The organism is Rhizobium fabae (assembly GCF_003985135.1).
Lineage (GTDB): Bacteria > Pseudomonadota > Alphaproteobacteria > Rhizobiales > Rhizobiaceae > Rhizobium > Rhizobium pisi.
Genome location: NZ_ML133645.1, coordinates 358,226 through 379,514, shown reverse-complemented (window position 1 = coordinate 379,514; position 21,289 = coordinate 358,226). Strand labels below are relative to the sequence as shown.

Here is a 21,289-nt window from a genome sequence, read left to right as displayed (position 1 = left end):
GGCCGTTTTCTTTTCCGCTCAGCCGCGGTTGTCGCCGAGAAGGCGATCGTAGACAGCGCCGATTGCGTTTGCTTCCTTCTCCAGCGCGAAATTCGCCCTGACATGGCGTAGCGCATTCTCGCCATGCGCAATCGCCAGAGCGGGATCTGCGATGTAGGGGGCGATCGCCCGCGTCAGCGCTTCGCCGTCACCGGCAGCTACCACCGAGCCGGTCTCGCCTTCGGCGACGAGCTCGGCATAGGCGCCGGCATCTGATGCCACCACGGCAGTTCGCGAGGCCATGGCTTCGAGCGGCGTCAGGCCGAAGCCCTCGTTGCGGGAAGGGGCGATGTAAAGCGTCAGGCGGCGATACCAGACCTTGATATCGGGCACTTCGCCGAGGAAGAGGATACGGTCGCTGAGGCCCGCTGCGGCGACATCCGCCTTGAGCTTGTCGCCGAAAGCGGTGTGTTCCGCCGTCACCCGGCCGGAGACGACGGCCGTCCACTCGGCGTGTTGCGGCAGCAGTTCGATCATCGCCTTGACGAAGAGGTCGGTGCCCTTTTGATGGCGTACGCGGCCGAAACAGCCGACGAGATAGCGGCCGGGCAGGCCGGTGGCGGCAATGCCGTCCTCGGCCGTCTCAGGCGGGTGGAACAGGGAAAGGTCGACGCCGTGCTGGATGACCGTATGGGGCACCTCAAGGAAGGAACCCGACCGGTCGCTGGTCGCAATCACCGCGTCCATGCGACGGATCAGCCATTTCGTATAGGCGGTGTGGCGGCGCTGCGCGGCGGAGGTGAAGAGCAGCTTGACCGGCATGCGCAAGACATGGCGAAGCAGGATGCCGACGGCCATCTCGTTGTTGCGGCGGGCGTGCCAGACGCGGTGGCGACGGCCTACCGGCGGGCGCCAGAGGCCAAGGAGTTGCGGCCACTTCAGGTGCGCCAGGCCTTCCGGCAGGCCTGGGCCGAGGGTTGCGATCCGGATGCCGAGCCGGATTTGGCACGGGATGAGCTGGACGATGGTCGACGTGACGCCGGAGAGCCGGCGCTTGAAATTGGGCGCGATGATCTCGACGTCACGCATATCAGGCAAGGAATGGATCTCGTGTCTGGCGGGCGATCAGCCCCAGGAAACCTGGAGGATTTCGTAGGCCTTGGAGCCGCCGGGCGCATTGACCTCGATGGAATCGCCGACTTCCTTGCCGATCAGCGCACGCGCGATCGGGGAGGAGATGGAGATGCGGCCGGCCTTCACATCGGCTTCCTGGTCGCCGACGATCTGGTAGGTCTTTTCTTCCTCGGTATCCTCGTCGACGAGCTTCACCTTGGCGCCGAACTTGATCTTGTGGCCCGACATCTTGGTGAGATCGATGACCTCAGCGCGCGCCGTCAGGTCTTCCAGCTCGCTGATGCGGCCTTCATTGTGGCTCTGGGCTTCCTTGGCAGCGTGGTATTCGGCGTTTTCGGAAAGGTCGCCATGGGCACGGGCTTCGGCGATCGCCTCGATGATTCGGGGGCGCTCCTCCTGCTGACGCCAGCGCAGCTCTTCCTGCAGCTTGACGAAACCACCCTGTGTCATCGGTACCTTTTCAACCATTTTTCTGTCCTTCAGTCTTCGTGTCTGCGCAGTCAGGCACACACAAAAGAAAACAGGTCCCGAAGGGGAGCTTCGGAACCGTGCCACAATCCTAGTCGAACGCTTATAGCAGATCGCCAAGGCCGATTTCCAGAAAATTCGCATAAATGAAACGCAACCCACTGCAACATCTGGTGGTGCGCCTCAAAAATGGGCAAGGGGAGAGCAATGGCGGTCCAAGAGGACGCGTGCCCTTCGTGAGCGTGCATCCATCCTATCTGCTGCGCAATCCGGACGAGCGGCCGAAGGTGGAGGAGATGGCTCGGTTTCGCGAGGATATGCTGAAGATTCAGCTAGATATGACCGAGTTCGGACAAACCGATTCCGACGAAGGTCGCGCCACCGCCCGTCGAGCAGTGGCGCCGCCATGTTTCATGCGAAATAGCTTTGCAGCGGACGCACTTCGAGATTGCCTGCCTTCAGCGCCTTGATCGCCTGGGCGGCGGCTTCGGCGCCGGCCATCGTCGTGTAGTAGGGCACCTTCTGCATCAGCGTCGCACGACGCAGCGACTTGGAGTCCGAGATCGCCTTGTTGCCGTCGGTGGTGTTGATGACAAGCTGGACCTGGCGGTTGCGGATCGCGTCCTCGATGTGCGGGCGGCCTTCCAGAACCTTGTTGATCTTGGTGGCGGTGATGCCGTTTTCGCCGAGGAAGCGGGCGGTGCCGCCTGTCGCCAGCACCTTGAAGCCCTGTTCGACGAGGATGCGGATAGCCGGCAGCACGCGTGCCTTGTCCTCGTCGCGCACGGAAACGAAGACCGTTCCGTCCCGCGGCAGCTCGACGCCGGCGCCGAGCTGCGACTTGGCAAAAGCCAGCGCAAAATCGGTGTCGAGGCCGATGACTTCGCCGGTCGAGCGCATTTCCGGGCCGAGCAGCGTGTCGACGCCGGGGAAACGGGCGAAGGGGAAGACGGCTTCCTTGACGGCAATGTGCTTCAGCTTGCGCGGATCGGGCTTTTCGCCATAGGCGGCGAAGGTCGCGTCGAGTTTCTCGCCAGCCATGACGCGGGCGGCGATCTTGGCGATCGGTGCGCCGATGGTCTTGGCCACAAAAGGCACGGTGCGCGAGGCGCGCGGATTGACCTCGAGAACGTAGATGGTGCCGTCCTTGATAGCGAACTGGACGTTCATCAGGCCGCCGACATTGAGCGCCTTGGCCATGGCTTTCGCCTGACGTTCCAGCTCGTCGAGCAGCTCGACGGGCAGCGAGCGCGGCGGCAGCGAGCAGGCGCTGTCGCCCGAATGGATGCCGGCTTCCTCGATATGCTCCATGATGCCGGCGACATAGACGTCGGTGCCGTCGGAGAGGCAGTCGACATCGACTTCGATGGCATGAGAGAGATAGCTGTCGAAGAGCAGCGGGTTCTTGCCGAGCAGGGTGTTGATCTGGCCGGTCTTGTCGTTCGGATAACGCTGCTTGATATCCTCCGGCACCAGTTCCGGAACGGTGTCGAGCAGGTAGGTCTGCAGTTGGCCTTCCGAATGCAGGATCTGCATGGCGCGGCCGCCGAGCACGTAGGAGGGGCGCACGACCAGCGGGAAGCCGATTTCGGCGGCGACCAGGCGGGCCTGCTCGACCGAATAGGCGATGCCGTTGTTCGGCTGGTTGAGGTCGAGCTTCATCAGAAGCTTCTGGAAGCGGTCGCGGTCTTCGGCAAGGTCGATCATATCAGGCGCGGTGCCGAGGATCGGAATGCCGTTCTTTTCGAGCGCCTCGGCGAGCTTCAGCGGCGTCTGGCCGCCGAACTGGACGATGACGCCGACCACTTCGCCCTCTTCCTGCTCGGCGCGCAGGATCTCGATCACGTCCTCGGCCGTCAGCGGCTCGAAATAGAGGCGATCCGACGTGTCGTAGTCGGTCGAGACGGTTTCCGGATTGCAGTTGATCATGATCGCTTCATAGCCGGCATCCTTCAGCGCGAAGGCGGCGTGGCAGCAGCAATAGTCGAACTCGATGCCCTGGCCGATGCGGTTCGGACCACCGCCGAGGATGACGACCTTCTTGCGATCGGAAACCTGGGCTTCAGATCGGGCGGAGCCGACGAAGGGCGTCTCGTAGGTCGAATACATATAGGCGGTCGGCGAAGCGAATTCGGCCGCACAGGTGTCGATGCGCTTGAAGACCGGGCGGACGTTCAGGCCGTTGCGGAGTTCGGCCACTTCCTTCGGGCGCTTGCCGGTCAGCGTCGCCAGACGCGCGTCGGAGAAGCCCATCGCCTTCAGCATGCGCAGGTTCGCGGCATCGTCGGGCAGGCCGTGCTCGCGGATGCGGGCTTCCATGTCGACGATGTTTTTCAGCTCGGCGATGAACCAGGGATCGATCTTGCAGCCTTCGTGCACTTCTTCGATGCTGAGGCCCTGGCGCAGCGCCTGGGCGACCATGCGCAGGCGGTCCGGCGTCGGCGTGCCGATAGCGGCGCGGATGGCGTTCTGGCTGGATTCGCCTTCCTCGAAATCAGGAATTTCGATTTCGTCGAGGCCGGTCAGGCCGGTTTCGAGGCCGCGTAGCGCCTTCTGCAGCGATTCGGCAAAGGTACGGCCGATCGCCATGACTTCGCCGACCGATTTCATCGCGGTCGTCAGCACCGGCGAGGCGCCGGGGAATTTCTCGAAGGCAAAACGCGGGATCTTGGTGACGACATAGTCGATCGACGGCTCGAAGGAGGCCGGCGTGGCTCCGCCGGTAATGTCGTTTTCCAGCTCGTCGAGGGTGTAGCCGATGGCCAGCTTGGCGGCGATCTTGGCGATCGGGAAACCGGTGGCCTTGGAAGCGAGCGCGGAGGAGCGCGAGACGCGCGGGTTCATTTCGATGACGACGAGGCGGCCGTCTTCCGGATTGACGGCGAACTGGACGTTCGAGCCGCCGGTCTCGACGCCGATCTCGCGCAGCACCGCGATCGAGGCGTTGCGCATGATCTGGTATTCCTTGTCGGTCAGCGTCAGCGCCGGGGCGACGGTGATCGAATCGCCGGTGTGGACGCCCATCGGATCGATGTTCTCGATCGAGCAGATGATGATGCAGTTGTCCGCCTTGTCGCGGACGACTTCCATCTCATACTCCTTCCAGCCGAGCACCGATTCTTCGATCAGCACTTCCGTCGTCGGGGACGCATCGAGGCCGCCGCCGACGATCTCGAAGAATTCCGAACGGTTGTAGGCAATGCCGCCGCCGGTGCCGCCAAGGGTGAAGGAGGGACGGATGATGGCGGGCAGGCCGACATGGTCGAGCGCCTGGGCGGCGATCGCCACGGCATGGTTCATGTAGCGCTGCTTGCGGTCGCTTTCGCCGAGGTTCCACTGGTTTTCCAGCTCGTCCAGCGCCTTGTCGAGATCTGCGCCGGAAAGGCTTTCGCGCAGCTTGGTGCGCTCGGCCTCGTGGGTCTTGCGGTCGAGATCCTTGATATCGGTGGCGTTCGCCAGCATCGAGCGCGGCGTTTCCAGGCCGATACGAGCCATGGCCTCGCGGAACAGCGCACGGTCCTCGGCCATGTCGATGGCGGCGGGCTTTGCGCCGATCATTTCGACATTGTAGCGATCGAGCACGCCCATACGCTTCAGCGAAAGCGCGGTGTTCAAAGCCGTCTGGCCGCCCATGGTCGGCAGCAGCGCATCCGGGCGCTCCTTGGCAATGATCTTGGCGACGACCTCGGGGGTGATCGGTTCGACATAGGTGGCGTCGGCAAGGCCAGGATCGGTCATGATCGTCGCCGGGTTGGAGTTGACGAGGATGACCCGGTAGCCTTCCTCCTTCAGCGCCTTGCAGGCCTGGGTGCCGGAATAGTCGAATTCGCAGGCCTGGCCAATGACGATCGGTCCCGCGCCGATGATGAGGATCGATTTGATGTCTTGGCGCTTCGGCATGGCGATATCCGTTTCTAGCTGCGCAAAAAGCCGGCCAGGGTGGGAGGTCACCGGGTCGGGTCGCGCATTGAGGTCTTTTCAGGCTAGAAGCGGCTTATAGGCAAATGTTTTTGCAAACGGAACCCCATAAATCACGGAATCGACAGGAATCCCGATACGACGCGAAAGGCTATTTCCAGTCGGGCGCGACGAGCACCCTGATTTCGCCGTCGCGCGCCCGATTGATGATCGCCTCCGGCGCTTCGGAAAGACCGATGCGCCTTGAGATCAGCGGCTCGACCTTGATCCTGCCGGAGGCGATGAGATCGGCGGCGCGGCCATGGGTAAAGGGGTTGACGAAGGAGCCTGTCAGCCTGACTTCGCGAAAAAGCAGGTCGAAAGGCTCGATTTCGATCATGGCACCCTGCGCCATGACGCCGAGGATGACAGCGGTGCCGCCGCGCCGGGCAAGGCGTGGCGCCTGCTGCATGGTCTCGGCCACGCCGGCACATTCGAAGACGACATCGGCGCCACCGGGCAGAAGCCCGTCTTCGCCGGCGATGCGGGCAATGATATCGCCGTCGCCGGGGGCGGCCGTCGCCGTGGCTCCGAGGCTTTCGGCCAGCCGGCGCTTTTCGGCGCTCCGCGTCACCAGCAGGATACGGGTCGCACCGGCAAGCCTTGCCAGTTGAACGGTGAGAAGGCCGATGACGCCGCCGCCGAGCACGATCGCCGACGAGCCGGCTTGCAGCCCGCCGAGATCGACGCCGTGAATGCAGCAAGCGAGCGGCTCGCAGAAGGCGCCGTGAAACGGATCGAGATCACTAGGCAGCGCGAAGGCCTGGCTTTGCGGCATGGAGACATAATCGGCGAAACCGCCGTCGCGATGGATGCCGATCGCCTGCAGGTTCCGGCAGAGATTGACGCGGCCGCGCCGGCATTCCTCGCAGCCGCCGCAGGCGATATTCGGGTCACCGGTCACGCGCATGCCGGGATGGAAATCGATGACGTCAGCTCCGACCGCCTCGATGATCCCTGCGAATTCGTGGCCGAGCGTTACCGGGGACTTCGAGGGAAATTCGCCATGAAAGATATGGCGGTCCGTGCCACAGATGCCGCAGGCTTCGACGCGGACCAGCAGTTCGCCCGGGCCGGGCGCCGGCCTTTCGACCTCGCACAGCTGCAGTTTTCCTGTCGCTTCCAGGCGTACGGCCTTCATCGGCATTTCCTCCCGCATTCTCCTCTTGGTTCAGGAAGAGCGAAATCGGGAGTCCCGTCAAGCGCTTGGCGGCGCTTCCTTACGTGAAGCGGCGGCGAACCTCTTCGGCATAGCTGCGGCTGACGGGGATTTCCGTACCGTCGCGGGTGAGAATCGTGAGCCTGCCATTGTCACGTCTGATGCCTTCGACATGAGCATCGGCCACCCAGTGCGAGCGATGGACGCGAAGGCCTGATGTCGCCGCGGTTTCCTTCAGCGCATCGGCGAAACGCAGGAGCACCAGTTCGTGCCCGCGGCTCGTCACCACCTCGGTATAATGATCGCGAACGGAAAGGCGCAGCAGCGGGCCGCGATTCCCAGGCTTCAGACGGTCGAGGATCGAGGCGCCGGGGTTGTTTTCCTCGGGTGCGGCCGCTTCCGCGATTCTTTCGCTCATTGCCATGTAAGTCAAAAGGCAGAAGAGGGCGCAGAGCGGCACTGAGAAAAGCGCGCGCAGCAGGCCGCTTTCCAGCGTGGTCGTTTCGCCGGTGAAGGCATAGTCGACAAGGCCGATGGCAAAACCTATCGGTAGGGCGGCGGCAAGCGCGCCCGTCATCATGCGGGTGAACATCGAAGCAATCATCTCGCGCAGCAGCCTTTCGGCTACTACCGCGCAGAGAATGGCGATCGTCCAGGCAAGGGCATGCAGGCTCAGCCAATAGGCAAGACGTTCGCCGAAGGCCATGCTTTCCATCGTGCCGTAGGGGCCGGTGACGGCGAAGATCAGAACGATCGCGGCAAAGGTTCCCCAGAAGCGCCGGGAATGGAGAAAGACCTGCAATTCGCGAAGCGTGGATTGCAAGAAGGGGTGATTCACGAAGTTTTCCTGCCGTTCGCGCGGTTCAGATTGAGGACATGGAAGTCTTGGCTGAAAGAGGGATCGAATTCAACCGGATGCCGCCCATGACCCTCGAACCGCTTCTTAATGCCCCGTTCGCCGTCCAGATCCATGTCGCCACCGTTACCCCGGCCGCACTTCTCGGCACCTATATCCTGCTCAACCCGAAGGGCACGCCGCGGCACCGGCTGCTCGGCAAGCTCTGGATGGCGCTGATGGTGGTGACGGCGACGTCGAGTTTCTTCATTCACCAGATCAATCTCTTCTACGGATTCAGCCCGATCCATCTTCTGTCGATCGCGACACTGTTCGGCAGCTGGAATGCTGTCGCTGCCGCCCGCCGTGGCGATATCCGCCGGCACAGGCGCATCATCACGGGTCTCTATTTCAGCGGGATCGTGCTGGCCGGCCTCTTCACTTTCCTGCCCGGCCGGATCATGCACAGGGTCGCTTTTACCGGCGCGGAATGGCCGGCCGCCTTCGTCGCGGCGCTGATCGGCGCGATCCTGGTTGCGATCGTGCTGCGCAGCAGGCGCGGGGATCCGATAGCCCGATGAAGTTGCTGGAATTCCATCCGCCGGCGGATATATAGATTGCTTGAGTGCAAGCACGGGAATTGCCGGGGAGAGCGAAGATGGAATGGAGAGGCCGGCGTCAGTCCGACAATGTCGAGGATCGCCGCGGCGATCCGACGAGCGGAGGCAGTCCCTTCGGCCGCGGCGGCGGCTTCAATTTTCCCTCCGGCGGCGGCGTTCGCCGGGCCGGCGGGGGCTTAAGCATCGGCACGATCATCTTCCTCGTCGTCATCTATCTGATCTTCAAGGCGATGGGCATCGACCTGATGCAGGTGCTCGATACCGGCGGCACGTCGAGCAGCCCGGGCTACGAGCAGACCCAGTCGGGCACGCGCACGCCCGCCAATGACGAGATGACCGCCTTCGTGCGCACCGTTCTCGCTGAGACCGAGGATACCTGGCACGGCATCTTCCAGGCGCAGGGCAAGGAGTATGAAGAGCCGCGCCTCGTTCTCTTCTCCGGCCAGACGGAGTCGGCCTGCGGCTTTGCCTCTGCCGCAACCGGGCCGTTCTATTGCCCGGGGGATCACAAGGTCTATCTCGATACCGCCTTCTTCCAGGAGCTTTCCGACCGGTTCGGCGCATCCGGCGATTTCGCCGAGGCCTATGTCGTCTCTCACGAGGTCGGCCATCACGTGCAGAACCTGCTCGGCATCTTGCCGAAGTTCAATCAGGCTCGTCAACGCATGAGCGAGGAAGAGGCCAACAAGATGTCGGTGCGCGTCGAGCTGCAGGCCGATTGCTTCGCCGGCATCTGGGGCAAATATACCCAGCAGAAGGGTATTTTAGAGGCCGGCGACCTTGAAGAGGCGCTGAACGCCGCCCAGCAGATCGGCGACGACACGCTGCAGAAGCGCTCGCAGGGTTACGTCGTGCCGGAAAGCTTCAATCACGGCACGTCGGCGCAGCGGGTCAGGTGGTTCAAACGTGGGTTCGACAGCGGGCAGTTGACGGCCTGCGATACGTTCTCCGGGCCGGTTTGAGGGGATAGCGGCTTCTCCGGCGTTGGGGGTGATTGCCCTTCGCTTGCGCTCAGCGCATTCGCTCCTGTCGTCGCTCACCCCTTCAATCTGTCCTGAAGCTACTTCTCACTGTCCATATGTTGCAGCATATGTTCGGGGTAACGCCCACCTGCGGCCGCATCCTTCGGCACGGCGCGTTCGATGGCAGCAAAATCGTCTGGTGACAAGTCGACCGCGCGGGAGCCGAGCGCCTCGCTCAGCCGGCCGCGGCGGCGGGCGCCGATGAGCGGGATGATGTCCTTGCCCTTAGCTGCGACCCAAGCGATGGCGATCTGGGCGACGGAGACGCTCTTTGCCTCGGCAATTTCGCGCAGCTTTTCCACCAGAGCGAGGTTCTGCTCGACATTGCCCTCCTGAAAGCGCGGGCTATGGGTGCGGAAATCGCCGGCGGCGGCGGCCTGGTCCTTCTGCCAATGGCCGCTGATCAGGCCGCGCGAGAGAACGCCATAGGCGGTGATCGAGATGCCGAGTTCGCGTGTCGTCGGCAGGATGCGGTCCTCGATGCCGCGTGAGATCAGCGAATATTCGATCTGCAGATCGACGATCGGGGCAACGGCGGCGGCGCGGCGGATCGTTTCGGCGCCGACTTCCGACAGGCCGATATGCCTGACATAGCCAGCCTGGACCATATCGGCGATGGCGCCGACCGTATCCTCGATCGGCACGTTGGGGTCGAGGCGAGCCGGCCGGTAGATGTCGATATGATCAACGCCGAGCCGCTGCAGCGTATATGCGAGGAAGTTCTTCACCGCGGCCGGACGGCCATCGATGCCACCCCAGCCGCCGACGGGATCGCGGAGCGCGCCGAATTTGACGCTGATGACGGCATTCTCACGCCTGCGGCCCTTCAATGCCTCGCCGATCAGCATCTCGTTATGGCCCATGCCGTAGAAGTCGCCGGTGTCGAGCAGGTTGATGCCGGCATCGAGCGCGGCATGGATCGTCGCGATGCTCTCGGCGCGGTCGGCAGGGCCGTACATGCCCGACATGCCCATGCAGCCGAGCCCGATGGCTGAGACTTCAGGTCCGGTCTTTCCCAAGCGATAGGTCTGCATTGTCTTCTCCATCATTTGCGTGCGGCGCGATGAGCATCCGCGCCGGAGCGGCGCTGTCGATGCCGTTCTACCGTTTTCGCATTCGGGCGATAATCGGATGGCATCGCACAGGCTGTGCGGGAGAATGCACAATGAGTGTACTCCCCCGAGTGATCTGGATGCCTTTGCGACGATTGCAAGGGAACGCTTCGCCCGGCGATTCGCGGAGAGGCTTCCGATTTCCTGAGGCTGAAATGACGGCGCGCGGCCTACGGTTGAGGCATCTCATAAATTTCCCGTTCGGCAATATTGAGGACTTTGAATGTTCACGGATTGTTTCGGTTTCTTTTCTGAGCTATGTCACTTTGGCGGCGACGAAATCGTCTTCCAGAAAACAACCGCTGTAGAGATGCCTCATGTTGGATCCAAAATTCGTTCGCCGCGGCCTTTTCCTGGTTTTCATCATCCTCTTCCTCGACATTATCGGCATCGCCATCATCATGCCGGTTCTGCCTGCCTATCTCGAGCAACTGACCGGCGGCAGCGTCAGCGATGCGGCGGTCGACGGCGGCTGGCTGATGCTCGTCTATGCCGGCATGCAGTTCCTGTTTGCGCCGCTGCTCGGAAACCTGTCGGATCGTTTCGGCCGACGGCCGGTGCTTCTGCTTTCGGTGCTGACCTTCGCGATCGACAATTTCATCTGCGGTATCGCCACCAGCTTCTGGATGCTGTTCGTCGGCCGCGTTCTTGCCGGCATCAGCGGCGGCAGCTTTGCCACCTGCTCGGCCTATATCGCCGACATCAGCACGGAGGAGAACCGGGCGAAGAATTTCGGGCTGATCGGCATCGCCTTCGGCGTCGGCTTCACCATCGGCCCCGTGGTCGGCGGGTTTCTCGGCGAGTTCGGGCCGCGCGTGCCGTTCCTCGGCGCGGCTGCGCTGTCGCTCCTCAACTTCATCGCCGCCTGCTTCCTGCTGCCGGAAACGCTGGAGGCGAAGAACCGCCGCCGGTTCGAGTGGAAGCGCGCCAATCCGCTCGGCGCGCTGCGGCAGATGCGCCATTATCCCGGCATCGGCTGGGTCAGCCTCGTCATGTTCCTGTTCTTCCTGGCGCATGCCGTCTATCCCTCGGTCTGGTCGTTCGTCTCGACCTATCGTTACGGCTGGAGCGAAGGGCAGATCGGTCTGTCGCTTGGCATCTACGGCATCGGCGCCGCGCTCGTCATGGGGTTGGTTCTGCCGCGCGTCGTGCCTCGGCTCGGCGAATGGAAGACGGCACTTCTCGGCCTTTGTTTTTCGGCTGCGGGGCTTACCGGCTATGCCTTTGCCTGGGAGGGCTGGGTCGTTTACGTCGTCATCGTTGCGACCGTCATGGAAAACGTCGCCGACCCGCCTCTGCGCAGCATCGCCGCCGGCAAGGTGCCGCCTTCGGCGCAGGGCGAGCTGCAAGGCGCACTGACCAGCCTCAGCAGCATCACGACCATCGTCGGGCCGCTAATCTTCACGCAGATGTTCGGCTATTTCACGCGCCCCGATGCGCCGGTCACCTTCGCCGGCGCTCCCTATCTGATGGCTGCCCTGTTCATCCTGCTAGCTGCCGGCGTGTTTCTCATGCGCGTGCGGGTTCGCCAACGGACCGAGGCGCTGGAAGCGGCGGGCTGATTGATCAGAAACGCTGATACGATGATGAATTTTTCATCATCTGCCCCTCGGGGGTGGTTCTTTGCGGGGCTTTCATCTAAGTCCAGATGATATTTCGCCGAGAAACTGCGCGGCGACGCATATTTCAACCACAGGAATGGTGTCATGGACACGCCGATCGACGTGCGCAGGATTGCGCCGACAACCGATAACCGCTGGGGCGCGCATTTCCGCGCAACACTGGCGCTCGGCATTCCGCTGATCGGCGCCCAGCTTGCCCAGCTCGGCATCAACACTACCGACGTGATGATCGTCGGCCGGCTCGGGGCAGAACACCTGGCGGCGATGGTGCTTTCGGCGCAGTTCCTGTTCACGATCCTGCTTTTCGGCTCCGGCTTTGCCATCGCCGTCATTCCGATGGTGGCGCAGGCCTATGGCCGCGGCGACGTCGTCTCCGTGCGCCGCTCGCTGCGCATGGGCCTCTGGGTGGTGACGGCATACTGGATCATTATGCAGCCCGCCTTCTTCAATTCGGAGCAGATCCTCCTCTTCGCGCAGCAGAAGCCGGAGGTGGCTCGGCTTGCCCACGGCTACATCGTCATCGGCCAGTTCGGCGTGCTGCCGGCCCTGCTTTTCAACGTCATGCGGGCGCTGGTCAGCGCCATCGGCAAGGCCGGCATCATTCTCAACGTCACCATCGCCACACTGGTGCTGAACGCGATCTTCGCCTACATGCTCGTACTCGGTCATTTTGGGTTCCCGGCGATGGGGCTCGAGGGTGCGGCGATCGTCTCGGTCGTTGTGCAGACGGCAGGTTTCCTCTTCATTCTCGCCTTCGTCCAGAAGCGGGAGGAGACGCGCCGCTACGAGATCTTCGTCAGGTTCTGGAAGCCGGACTGGCATGCGCTGCTGGAGGTCATCCGGCTCGGCTTGCCGATCAGCGTCACCGTGCTTGCCGAGGTCAGCCTGTTCACGGTGGCCTCGCTGCTGATGGGTTATATCGGCACCATCGAGCTTGCCGCCCACGGCATCGCGCTGCAATGGGCTTCGATCGCCTTCATGATCCCCCTCGGCCTCAGCCAGGCGGCGACGGTGCGCGTCGGCGTGGCGCACGGGCAGGGCGATTACGATGGGGTGGTGCGCGCGTCGATCATGGTGGTCATTCTCGCCTGCGCCATCTCGGCGGTAGGCTCGGTCCTCTTTGCCACGATGCCACAATTCCTCGGCAGTTGGTTCCTCGACCTCAGTTCGCCCGAGGCGCCCGAGGTGCTGGCCTATGCCGGGCCGCTGATCGTCGTCGCCGGGCTTTTCCAGCTCGTCGACGGGCTGCAGGTCGTCGCCAACGGATTGCTGCGCGGCCTTAAGGATGCGCGTGTGCCGATGATCATGGCGCTGATCGCCTATTGGCCGATCGGCTTCCTGCTCGCCTGGACCTTCGCCTTCCCGTTGGGTTTCGGTGGCATCGGCATCTGGTTCGGCTTCCTCGTCGGGCTCGCGGCCGCCGCTGTCATGCTCTGCGGGCGGTTTTACCTTCTCCTTCGTCGGGAAGGGGCGACGGCCGGCGCCTAGAACGTTGGAGCATGATGTCGTCCGAAAACCGCTTACACTTTTCGGCATCACGCTCCGGCCGACCGTCTTTCCCTCAGGCCGCGACAGGTTTGTAGCTGGCGATATCGGCGCGAATGCCAAGACGCGCAAACATTTCCTGCGGATCGAAATTCGCGGCCTTGTGCGCCGCGGCGACCGCGGCCCGCACGCGCTCGATGACGTCGGCGCTTTTCCATTGGGCGATCGTCACGAAATTGAATTCGCCGGGACCGGCGACCTGCTCCAGCACCGTGTGATCGATGAAGCCGTCCTGGGCCTCCAACACCTTGTGGGTCATCATCACATTGACCAGAAATTCCTCACGCGCCGCCGCCGGCACGATGAACTTGTCGACTCGATAGAAAGCTCCGCTCATCCATTTTCTCCTGCATCAGATGTCTGCAGTCAGCTCTGTAATTCCTCAAGCTAAGTTGAGGTCAATATGACGGCAAAGAAAAAGGCCCGGTCGAGCGGGCCTTCATCCGAAATCGTCATTCCTTGAAATCAGCGTTCGGCAAGCGCCGGCTCGCCCTTCTTCTCGCGCACCATGTTGATGAAGCGGCGGAAGAGATAGTGGCTGTCCTGCGGACCGGGAGAGGCTTCCGGATGATGCTGGACCGAGAAGACCTGCTTGCCGAGGACGCGCAGGCCGCAATTGGTGCCGTCGAAAAGCGAAATATGAGTCTCTTCAACGCCATCGGGCAGCGACTTCGAGTCGACCGCGAAACCGTGGTTCATCGAGACGATCTCGACCTTGCCTGTCGTATGGTCCTTGACGGGGTGGTTGGCGCCGTGATGGCCCTGATGCATCTTCTCGGTCTTGGCACCGAGGGCGAGGCCGAGCATTTGGTGGCCGAGGCAGATGCCGAAGACCGGGATGTCGGTCTTAACAAGCGTCTTGATCACGGGCACGGCGTATTCGCCTGTGGCCGCCGGATCGCCCGGGCCGTTCGACAGGAAGATACCGTCCGGCTGCATGGCGAGCACGTCTTCGGCGCTCGTCGTGGCCGGCATGACCGTCACCTTGCAGCCAAGGCCGGCAAACAGGCGCAGGATGTTACGCTTGACGCCGTAATCGAGGCAGACGACGTGGTATTTCGCGTCCGCAGCGGCGAGTTCGCCATAGCCTTCGTTCCAGACCCACGGGGTCTGAGCCCATTGCAGGGACTGGCCCGAGGAGGCGATCTTGGCAAGATCGAGACCTTCGAGGCCGCTCCAGGCCTTGGCTTCGGCCTTCAGCGTCTCGATATCGAAGACACCGTTCGGATCGTGGGCAATCACCCCGTTCGGGGCGCCGTTCTCGCGGATCCAGGCGGTCAGCGCGCGCGTGTCGATGCCGCAGAGGCCGATGATGCCGCGTGCCTTCAGCCACTGGTCAAGGTGCTTGGCGGCGCGGTAGCTCGAGGGTTCGGTGATATCGGCCTTGAAGATGACGCCGACCGCGCCGTGGCGGGCGGCTGGCGTCAGATCCTCGATGTCTTCATCATTGGTGCCGATATTGCCGATATGCGGAAAGGTGAAGGTGACGATCTGGCCGAGATAGGAGGGATCCGTCATGATCTCTTCGTAGCCGGTCAGCGCCGTGTTGAAGACGACTTCGGCCTGGACCTTGCCGGTGGCGCCGATGCCCTTGCCTTCGATGACGGTGCCGTCGGCAAGAACGAGCAGGGCGGTCGGCTTTTCGATTGTCCAGGGTGCTGTCGCGGTCATCTTCATCCCGTTTCCGGCGGTCGGCGCGCGTTGCCGCGCTCGTCGCCATTTGATCTCGCAGGCGTGTGGGCACGGCAATGCCGCGCGCTTGAGGCCTGATCACGAATTTTGGTGCAGGTGGCGGTAAATAGCCACGCAATCGCTTAGCGTCAATCTTTGTAGCCGAGATCTCGGCCGTTTTCTTGCGCTTTATCGCGCTGACCGCGCAATTTATTTGATCCCCCGCATCAGCGTGGTTTATGAAGCGGCATCAAAAAAGGAGTGAAGACCATGCTGCGCGATCAACTCGCCACCCAGCTGAAAGAGGCGATGAAGGCCAAGGATGCGGAGCGGCTTTCCACCGTCCGGCTGATTCAGGCCGCGATCAAGGACCGCGATATCGCCAATCGGGGCACCGGCAAGGAGCAGGCGAGCGACGACGAAATCCTGCAGATCCTCGCCAAGATGGTGAAGCAGCGCGACGAATCGGCAAAGATCTACGAAGAGAACTCGCGGCCGGAGCTTGCCGCCAAGGAACGCGCCGAAATCGTCGTCATCCAGGATTTCATGCCGAAGCAGCTTTCAGACAGCGAAGTGCGCGCCAATGTCTCGGCGATCATCGCCGAGACGGGTGCGGCGGGCGCCAAGGACATGGGCAAGGTAATGGCGGCGCTCAAGGAGCGTTATGCCGGCCAGATGGATTTCGCCAAGGCGTCTGCGACCGTCAAGGAACTTTTGAACTGATGTGTTGCGCCTGCGGTTCGTCGCGGACCGCAGGCCCGAGCACCGCTTCGGCGGCTGCATCGATGATGGCGAATTTCGACGCCTGATAATTCCAGTATTCCAGAATGAAGCGACCCGACAGCCAGAAGTCGCCCTTGCGGGAAGGCTCGGTCCAGCCGACGCTTCCCATGTTTGAGGCTTGCGTCAGAAGCCGCTTCAGGTGGGTGTTGGAGATCATGAACTGTTCGCGGATTTCCCTGAGCGACAGCGGGCCGATCACGACACGCTCGGCCGTCCGGGGAAATTCCGGAAGGCGCGAGATCAGGTAATCCATCACCAGTCCGCCGGAATTTGCCCAGTTGAACAGGTTGAAGGTCGGGCCGGGATTGCGCACCGCCTCGCTGCCTATGATCGCCTTTGCGATCATAGGCTGGATCGCCGCCATCCTCGCCGAGGGATCGGCGCTGATCTTATCGGCGCGTTTGCCGCCATCGATGCTGTCGAGGATCATCATGTGGGCGACGAGCCACCGGATGAAATGCTGCTCGGCGATTTCGGTGGGCTCGAGGTAGCGAGTGCGCTTATCGGGACCGGGAACGGCGCGCAGAAAGCGGTAGGCCAGCATTTCCTGCATGAAGGCCGCGGCCGTATTGCGGCTGGCGATGTCGTTCTTCACGGCGAAATCGATGAAGCGCCCGGAATAAAGGCCGCTCCTGCCGTCGTCGGGATAACCATAATGAAGCGCGAAGCCGGCGTGTGCCATCAGCCAGCGTTGCTGTGCTGCAAAAATCGAGGCGATGCGCGGGCTCTCGCGATAGATCGAAAGCATCTGATTGGCGCAATGCAGGATCGCGGCGAGAAAGCGATCTTCGGCTGAAAGATTTTTCGCGGTAAAGGCCATTGGGAGGTCCAGGATTTCGGCGCATACATCTTCGCGCAAGCACCGCCTGTCAACGGCTTTATTAATAATCAGTTAATTTCAAAGGGAAACTGTACCAAAGGAAGCCAAAAATTTAAGAAGGCAGGAGCTGGGGGCGCTCCTGCCTTCTTGCTCTTTGCTTCCGCCGGCACGCAGGGCCGAGGCCCAAGCCGGAGGGTATTTGCAAAGGCACCCTTGCGAAGCGGCGCCGGGGGGTAGGGATGGTGCTTCGCTCGGGGATCGCTTTGTTGAGATCGAACCTATTGCGGTGCGGCGGCTTATTCAAATTACAAAAAAATAATGATTGGCGGAAACGGCGGTTTGGGAGGCGTCAAGGCGCATGCCGGGTAGCCGGCCCGAAGATGAGGGCGCTCAAGCGTTTCGATTGGTAACATACTGTTTTAAAACGGTTTAATCAGAGCTTTCCAAAAGCTTCGGTTCCTGGCGGAGCACTTGCGTCGACGGAATTCCTGGTCTGCGAGGACAATAATGTCGCACCCCTGTCGCAGGGGCGATAACGTGTTTTTGATTGGATAACCGACGCCGCCGAGCGCGGGTGCACTTGCCTGTGAATAGCGGGTTTTCCTGACGAGTTTCGTGGCATGGCACGGCAAAGCAGCTTATATGGAGGTTGGCCAAGAGGTATAAATGCGCTTTTCCAACACCTTTCTCGATGAGATCCGCGATCGCGTTCCGATTTCGAACGTGATTGCGCGTCGCGTGAGCTGGGACAAGCGCAAGACCAACGTCTCGCGCGGCGACTACTGGGCCTGCTGCCCGTTCCACGGCGAGAAATCGCCGAGCTTCCACTGCGAAGATCGGAAGGGCCGCTATCACTGCTTCGGCTGCGGCGTCACCGGCGACCATTTCCGCTTCCTGACCGAGCTGGAGGGCCTGAGCTTTCCCGAGGCCGTGCAGCAAGTCGCCGACATGGCCGGCATGCCGATGCCGCTTGCCGATCCCGTGATGGAGAAGCGAGAGAAGGAGCGCGGCTCGCTGATCGACGTCATGGAAATGGCGACGCGTTTCTTCCAGGACCAGCTGCAGACCGCCAATGGAGCCAGGGCGCGCGCCTATCTGCGCGACCGCGGGCTGACGGGACGAACTATCGAAACCTTCCGTCTCGGTTATGCGCCGGACAGTCGCAACGCGCTCAAGGAATTCCTCGCCGGCAAAGGCGTCACCAAGGAGCAGATCGAAGCCTGCGGTCTGGTCGTCCATGAAAACGTGCCGGTGTCCTACGATCGCTTCCGCGACCGCATCATGTTCCCGATCCTCTCATCGCGGGAAAAGGTGATCGCCTTCGGCGGCCGCGCCATGTCGGCCGATGCGCCGGCGAAATATCTGAATTCCAACGAGACCGAGCTCTTCCACAAGGGCAATGTGCTCTACAATTTTGCCCGTGCGCGGCGCGCGATCCAGGGGCCGGGCCGCGATGCCCAGGACGACAGCGCGTCCGGCACCATCATCGCCGTCGAAGGCTATATGGACGTGATCGCGCTCTATCAGGCGGGCGTCGAGAATGCCGTTGCGCCGCTCGGGACGGCGCTCACCGAAAACCAGCTCGAACTGCTCTGGAAAATGGTGCCGCAGCCGGTGCTCTGCTTCGACGGCGACGGCGCCGGCATCCGCGCCGCCAATCGCGCTGCCGAACTGGCGCTGCCGCATCTGAAGCCCGGCCGCTCGGTCCGCTTCGCGCTGTTGCCCGACGGCAAGGACCCCGACGATCTCGTGCGCGACGATGGTCGTGCGCCCTTCGACAAGGTGATGAGCCAGGCAAAGCCGCTCTCCGAAATGCTCTGGAACCGGGAAATCAACACCGGCAAGTTCGATACGCCCGAGGCGCGTGCCGAACTCGAGGCGCGGCTGAAACAGCTCGTCGCCGTCATCGCCGACGAGAATGTGCGCCGCCATTACCAGCAGGACATCCGCGACCGGTTGAACGGCTTCTTCCAGCCGCAGTTCCAGAACCGCGGCAATGGCGAGCGGCGCGGCTTCAACGGCCGCGCAGGCCGCGACAATGCGGGAAAGGGAGGGCCGAAGAGCCCGAACGTCATTTCCGACCGGCTTGCTCGCTCCGGCCTGGTGCGCGGCCATCAGGACAATACGGCGCTGCGCGAAAGCGTGCTGGCGCTGACCGTCGTCAACCATCCCTCGCTGATGATCGACGACTACGACGAAATCGCCGCGATCGAATATGACAGCAAACCGCTGCAGCGGCTCTGGTCGGCGATGCTGGGGGCAGCCGCTGCCGTCGCCAGCCAGCATCTGACCCGGGAATATCTGACCGAGCGGTTGGAATTCGAGGGCTTCGGCCCGCTTATCCAGAGCCTCGACCAGCAGGTGCGCAATGCCCGGCTGTGGACGGCGACCGAGGAAGCGGCGATGGAGGATGCGCGCGAGGGGTATCGCCAGGCGCTTGCCTTCCACAAACGCGCCAAGGCGCTGCGCCGCCAGAAGATCGAACTTGAGCGCGAGATTGCGCTTGCGACCGAAGCCGGCGACGGCGAGGCGATGGTCCAGCTGATGCGAGCGCAGCAGGAGGTGCATTTCGAAGGGGTACGCCTGGAAAACCAGGAAGCCATCATCGACGGCTTCGGTGTGCTCTCCGGCCGCGTCAAAGGAGCGGCGAACCACTGATGCCGCTCAGCGAACGCAATGAACCGGGCTTTTCCGCTTCCGGCGCGCTGTTTTCCGACGGCCGCGCGCCGCTCGATGTCCTGAAGCAGGTCTACGGCTATTCCTTCTTCCGCGGCAAGCAGCAGCAGGTGGTCGAGCACGTGGTTTCGGGCGGTGACGCGGTGGTGCTCTTTCCGACAGGCGCCGGCAAATCGCTCTGCTTCCAGATCCCCGCACTTTGCCGTGAGGGCGTCGGCATCGTCGTCTCGCCGCTGATCGCGCTGATGCGCGATCAGGTGGAGGCGATGAAACAACTCGGCATCCGCGCCGCCGCCCTCAATTCGTCGCTGTCGCGCGAGGAGTTCGTCGAGGTTCGCCGCGCACTTTCGGCAGGCCAGCTCGACCTTCTCTACGTGACGCCCGAGCGCATCCTGACCGATGGTTTCCGCGAACTGATCGCCAATGAGAAGATCGCGCTGTTTGCGATCGACGAGGCCCATTGCGTCTCGCAATGGGGCCATGATTTCCGCCCGGAATATCGCGAGCTCGGCCGGCTCGGCGAACAATATCCCGGCGTGCCCAGGGTGGCGCTGACGGCAACCGCCGATCCGCACACGCGCGACGATATCATCGAGCGGCTGGGGCTCGGCAATGCCGAGATCTTCACCACCAGCTTCGACCGGCCGAACATTGCCTATGAAATCGTCGAGCGCGACCAGCCGCGCCAGCAGCTCCTACGCTTCCTCTCCGGCCACAAGGGTGACAGCGGCATCGTCTATTGCCTGTCGCGGGCCAAGGTCGAGGACACGGCCGAATGGTTGAACGGGCAGGGCATCCGCGCGCGTGCCTACCATGCCGGCATGGACAGGACGGTTCGTGACGCCAATCAGGATGCCTTCCTGAAAGAAGAAAATCTCTGCCTGGTCGCCACCGTCGCCTTCGGCATGGGCATCGACAAGCCGAACGTGCGTTATGTCGCCCATCTCGACCTGCCGGGCTCGGTGGAAGCCTATTACCAGGAGACCGGGCGTGCCGGGCGCGACGGCCTGCCGTCGGAGGTTTGGATGGCCTATGGCATGGCCGACGTCATCCAGCGCCGCCGGATGATCGACGAGGGCAATGCCGCCGAGGAGATCAAGCGGGTCGAGCGTGCCAAGCTCAACGCCTTGCTGGCGATCTGCGAAACCGCCTCCTGCCGGCGGCAGGCGATCCTTGCCCATTTCGGCGAGGCGCATGGCGGCCAGTGCGGCAATTGCGATACCTGCCTGAAGCCGGTCGAGACCTGGGAGGGCACGGAGGCGGCGATCAAGGCGCTGGCCGCTGTCTATCGCACCGGCGAGCGTTTCGGCGCCGGCCATGTCGTCGATGTGCTCCTCGGCAACGTCAACGAGAAGACCGAGCGTTTCGGCCATACCGAGATGCCGGTCTTCGGCGCCGGCAAGGATATTCCGGCACGCACATGGCAATCCGTCTACCGCCAGTTGCTCGCCATGGGGCTGATCCGCATCGATCATCAGGCCTATGGAGCGCTGAAGCTGGAGCCGGAGGCGCGCGCGGTCTTCAAGCACGAGCGGCAGGTGTTCTTCCGCAAGGACCGCCCGGCCTCGGAGCGGCGCACGAAGAAGGCCGAGCGCAGCGAGCGCAAATCGGGGCTGTCGGGCGCCGACGGCACCCTCTTCGAGGCGCTGCGGGCTGAGCGCATGGCGATTGCGAAATCGCTCGGCGTGCCACCCTATGTCGTCTTCCCCGATACGACGCTGATCGCCTTCGCGACGGAGAAGCCGCGGAGCCGCAAGGAATTGCTTGCCATATCGGGCGTCGGGCAGGCGAAACTCGAACGCTATGGCGATGCGTTCCTCGAGATCATTCTCTCGCACGACAAGGATTGAGCGGGCCGGCCGATTCTTGAGATCGGTCGATGAGGC

17 protein-coding genes are annotated in these 21,289 nt (G+C 62.7%); 8 read left to right on the top strand and 9 right to left on the bottom strand.

The features are described 5' to 3' along the window. Positions 1 to 18: 18 nt before the first annotated feature. Positions 19 to 1,077 carry a glycosyltransferase family 4 protein gene (locus tag EFB14_RS01945; RefSeq protein WP_126822237.1) on the bottom strand — a complete coding sequence of 353 codons (1,059 nt, stop codon included), beginning with the start codon at positions 1,075 to 1,077 and terminating at the stop codon, positions 19 to 21. A gap of 27 nt (positions 1,078 to 1,104) precedes the next feature. Then, a complete protein-coding gene (greA, locus tag EFB14_RS01940; protein ID WP_010028762.1) occupies positions 1,105 to 1,581 on the bottom strand; it encodes a transcription elongation factor GreA in 477 nt (158 codons plus the stop codon). 146 nt (positions 1,582 to 1,727) lie between these two features. Between greA and EFB14_RS01935 the strand changes: the two genes are divergently transcribed. Further along, complete coding sequence (locus tag EFB14_RS01935) at positions 1,728 to 2,051, top strand: hypothetical protein (RefSeq protein ID WP_126822235.1); 324 nt, start codon at positions 1,728 to 1,730, stop codon at positions 2,049 to 2,051. Here the strand turns inward: EFB14_RS01935 and carB are convergent. The 3 genes from carB to EFB14_RS01920 form a co-directional block, all read right to left on the bottom strand. Beyond that, positions 1,993 to 5,481 carry a carbamoyl-phosphate synthase large subunit gene (gene carB, locus EFB14_RS01930; RefSeq protein WP_126822233.1) on the bottom strand — a complete coding sequence of 1,163 codons (3,489 nt, stop codon included), beginning with the start codon at positions 5,479 to 5,481 and terminating at the stop codon, positions 1,993 to 1,995. The two genes, EFB14_RS01935 and carB, sit on opposite strands and share 59 nt — an antisense overlap. Positions 5,482 to 5,650: 169 nt before the next feature. Continuing rightward, a complete protein-coding gene (locus tag EFB14_RS01925) occupies positions 5,651 to 6,679 on the bottom strand; it encodes a zinc-dependent alcohol dehydrogenase family protein (RefSeq protein WP_126822231.1) in 1,029 nt (342 codons plus the stop codon). A gap of 79 nt (positions 6,680 to 6,758) precedes the next feature. After that, positions 6,759 to 7,535: a LytTR family DNA-binding domain-containing protein gene (locus EFB14_RS01920; RefSeq protein WP_126822229.1), complete on the bottom strand. Its 777-nt coding sequence runs from the start codon at positions 7,533 to 7,535 to the stop codon at positions 6,759 to 6,761. A gap of 47 nt (positions 7,536 to 7,582) precedes the next feature. Between EFB14_RS01920 and EFB14_RS01915 the strand changes: the two genes are divergently transcribed. Next, a complete protein-coding gene (locus tag EFB14_RS01915; protein WP_126822227.1) occupies positions 7,583 to 8,113 on the top strand; it encodes a DUF2306 domain-containing protein in 531 nt (176 codons plus the stop codon). Between the two features lie 77 nt (positions 8,114 to 8,190). Further along, positions 8,191 to 9,114, top strand: a complete 924-nt coding sequence (ypfJ, locus tag EFB14_RS01910; protein WP_126822225.1) for a KPN_02809 family neutral zinc metallopeptidase — start codon at positions 8,191 to 8,193, stop codon at positions 9,112 to 9,114. 98 nt (positions 9,115 to 9,212) lie between these two features. Here ypfJ and EFB14_RS01905 read toward each other — a convergent pair whose 3' ends face one another. After that, complete coding sequence (locus tag EFB14_RS01905; protein WP_126822223.1) at positions 9,213 to 10,208, bottom strand: aldo/keto reductase; 996 nt, start codon at positions 10,206 to 10,208, stop codon at positions 9,213 to 9,215. A gap of 395 nt (positions 10,209 to 10,603) precedes the next feature. Between EFB14_RS01905 and EFB14_RS01900 the strand changes: the two genes are divergently transcribed. Both EFB14_RS01900 and EFB14_RS01895 read left to right on the top strand, forming a co-directional pair. Continuing rightward, a complete protein-coding gene (locus tag EFB14_RS01900) occupies positions 10,604 to 11,848 on the top strand; it encodes a TCR/Tet family MFS transporter (RefSeq protein ID WP_126822221.1) in 1,245 nt (414 codons plus the stop codon). 144 nt (positions 11,849 to 11,992) lie between these two features. Continuing rightward, entirely contained in the window at positions 11,993 to 13,396 is a 1,404-nt protein-coding gene (locus EFB14_RS01895; RefSeq protein WP_126822219.1) for an MATE family efflux transporter, read from the top strand. Between the two features lie 73 nt (positions 13,397 to 13,469). On the opposite strand, the gene EFB14_RS01890 is transcribed toward EFB14_RS01895, so the two are convergent. Next, on the bottom strand, positions 13,470 to 13,790 hold the full coding sequence (locus EFB14_RS01890) for an antibiotic biosynthesis monooxygenase family protein (RefSeq protein WP_126822217.1): 321 nt from the start codon (positions 13,788 to 13,790) through the stop codon (positions 13,470 to 13,472). A 128-nt stretch (positions 13,791 to 13,918) separates the two neighbouring features. Continuing rightward, positions 13,919 to 15,124, bottom strand: a complete 1,206-nt coding sequence (gene carA, locus EFB14_RS01885; protein ID WP_126822610.1) for a glutamine-hydrolyzing carbamoyl-phosphate synthase small subunit — start codon at positions 15,122 to 15,124, stop codon at positions 13,919 to 13,921. Positions 15,125 to 15,394: 270 nt separating this feature from the next. Between carA and EFB14_RS01880 the strand changes: the two genes are divergently transcribed. Continuing rightward, positions 15,395 to 15,847 (top strand): GatB/YqeY domain-containing protein, encoded by a 453-nt coding sequence (locus tag EFB14_RS01880; RefSeq protein WP_126822215.1) that lies wholly within the window; start codon positions 15,395 to 15,397, stop codon positions 15,845 to 15,847. On the opposite strand, the gene EFB14_RS01875 is transcribed toward EFB14_RS01880, so the two are convergent. Beyond that, positions 15,828 to 16,727, bottom strand: coding sequence for a hypothetical protein (locus EFB14_RS01875; protein WP_126822213.1), 900 nt, complete (start codon positions 16,725 to 16,727; stop codon positions 15,828 to 15,830). The genes EFB14_RS01880 and EFB14_RS01875 overlap by 20 nt on opposite strands. A 666-nt stretch (positions 16,728 to 17,393) precedes the next feature. On the opposite strand from EFB14_RS01875, the gene dnaG reads away from it, so the two are divergent. Continuing rightward, positions 17,394 to 19,385 (top strand): DNA primase, encoded by a 1,992-nt coding sequence (gene dnaG, locus EFB14_RS01865; protein ID WP_126822211.1) that lies wholly within the window; start codon positions 17,394 to 17,396, stop codon positions 19,383 to 19,385. Continuing rightward, positions 19,385 to 21,253 carry a DNA helicase RecQ gene (gene recQ, locus EFB14_RS01860; protein ID WP_126822209.1) on the top strand — a complete coding sequence of 623 codons (1,869 nt, stop codon included), beginning with the start codon at positions 19,385 to 19,387 and terminating at the stop codon, positions 21,251 to 21,253. Before dnaG ends, recQ begins: the two co-directional genes overlap by 1 nt. The last annotated feature ends 36 nt before the right edge of the window (positions 21,254 to 21,289 follow it).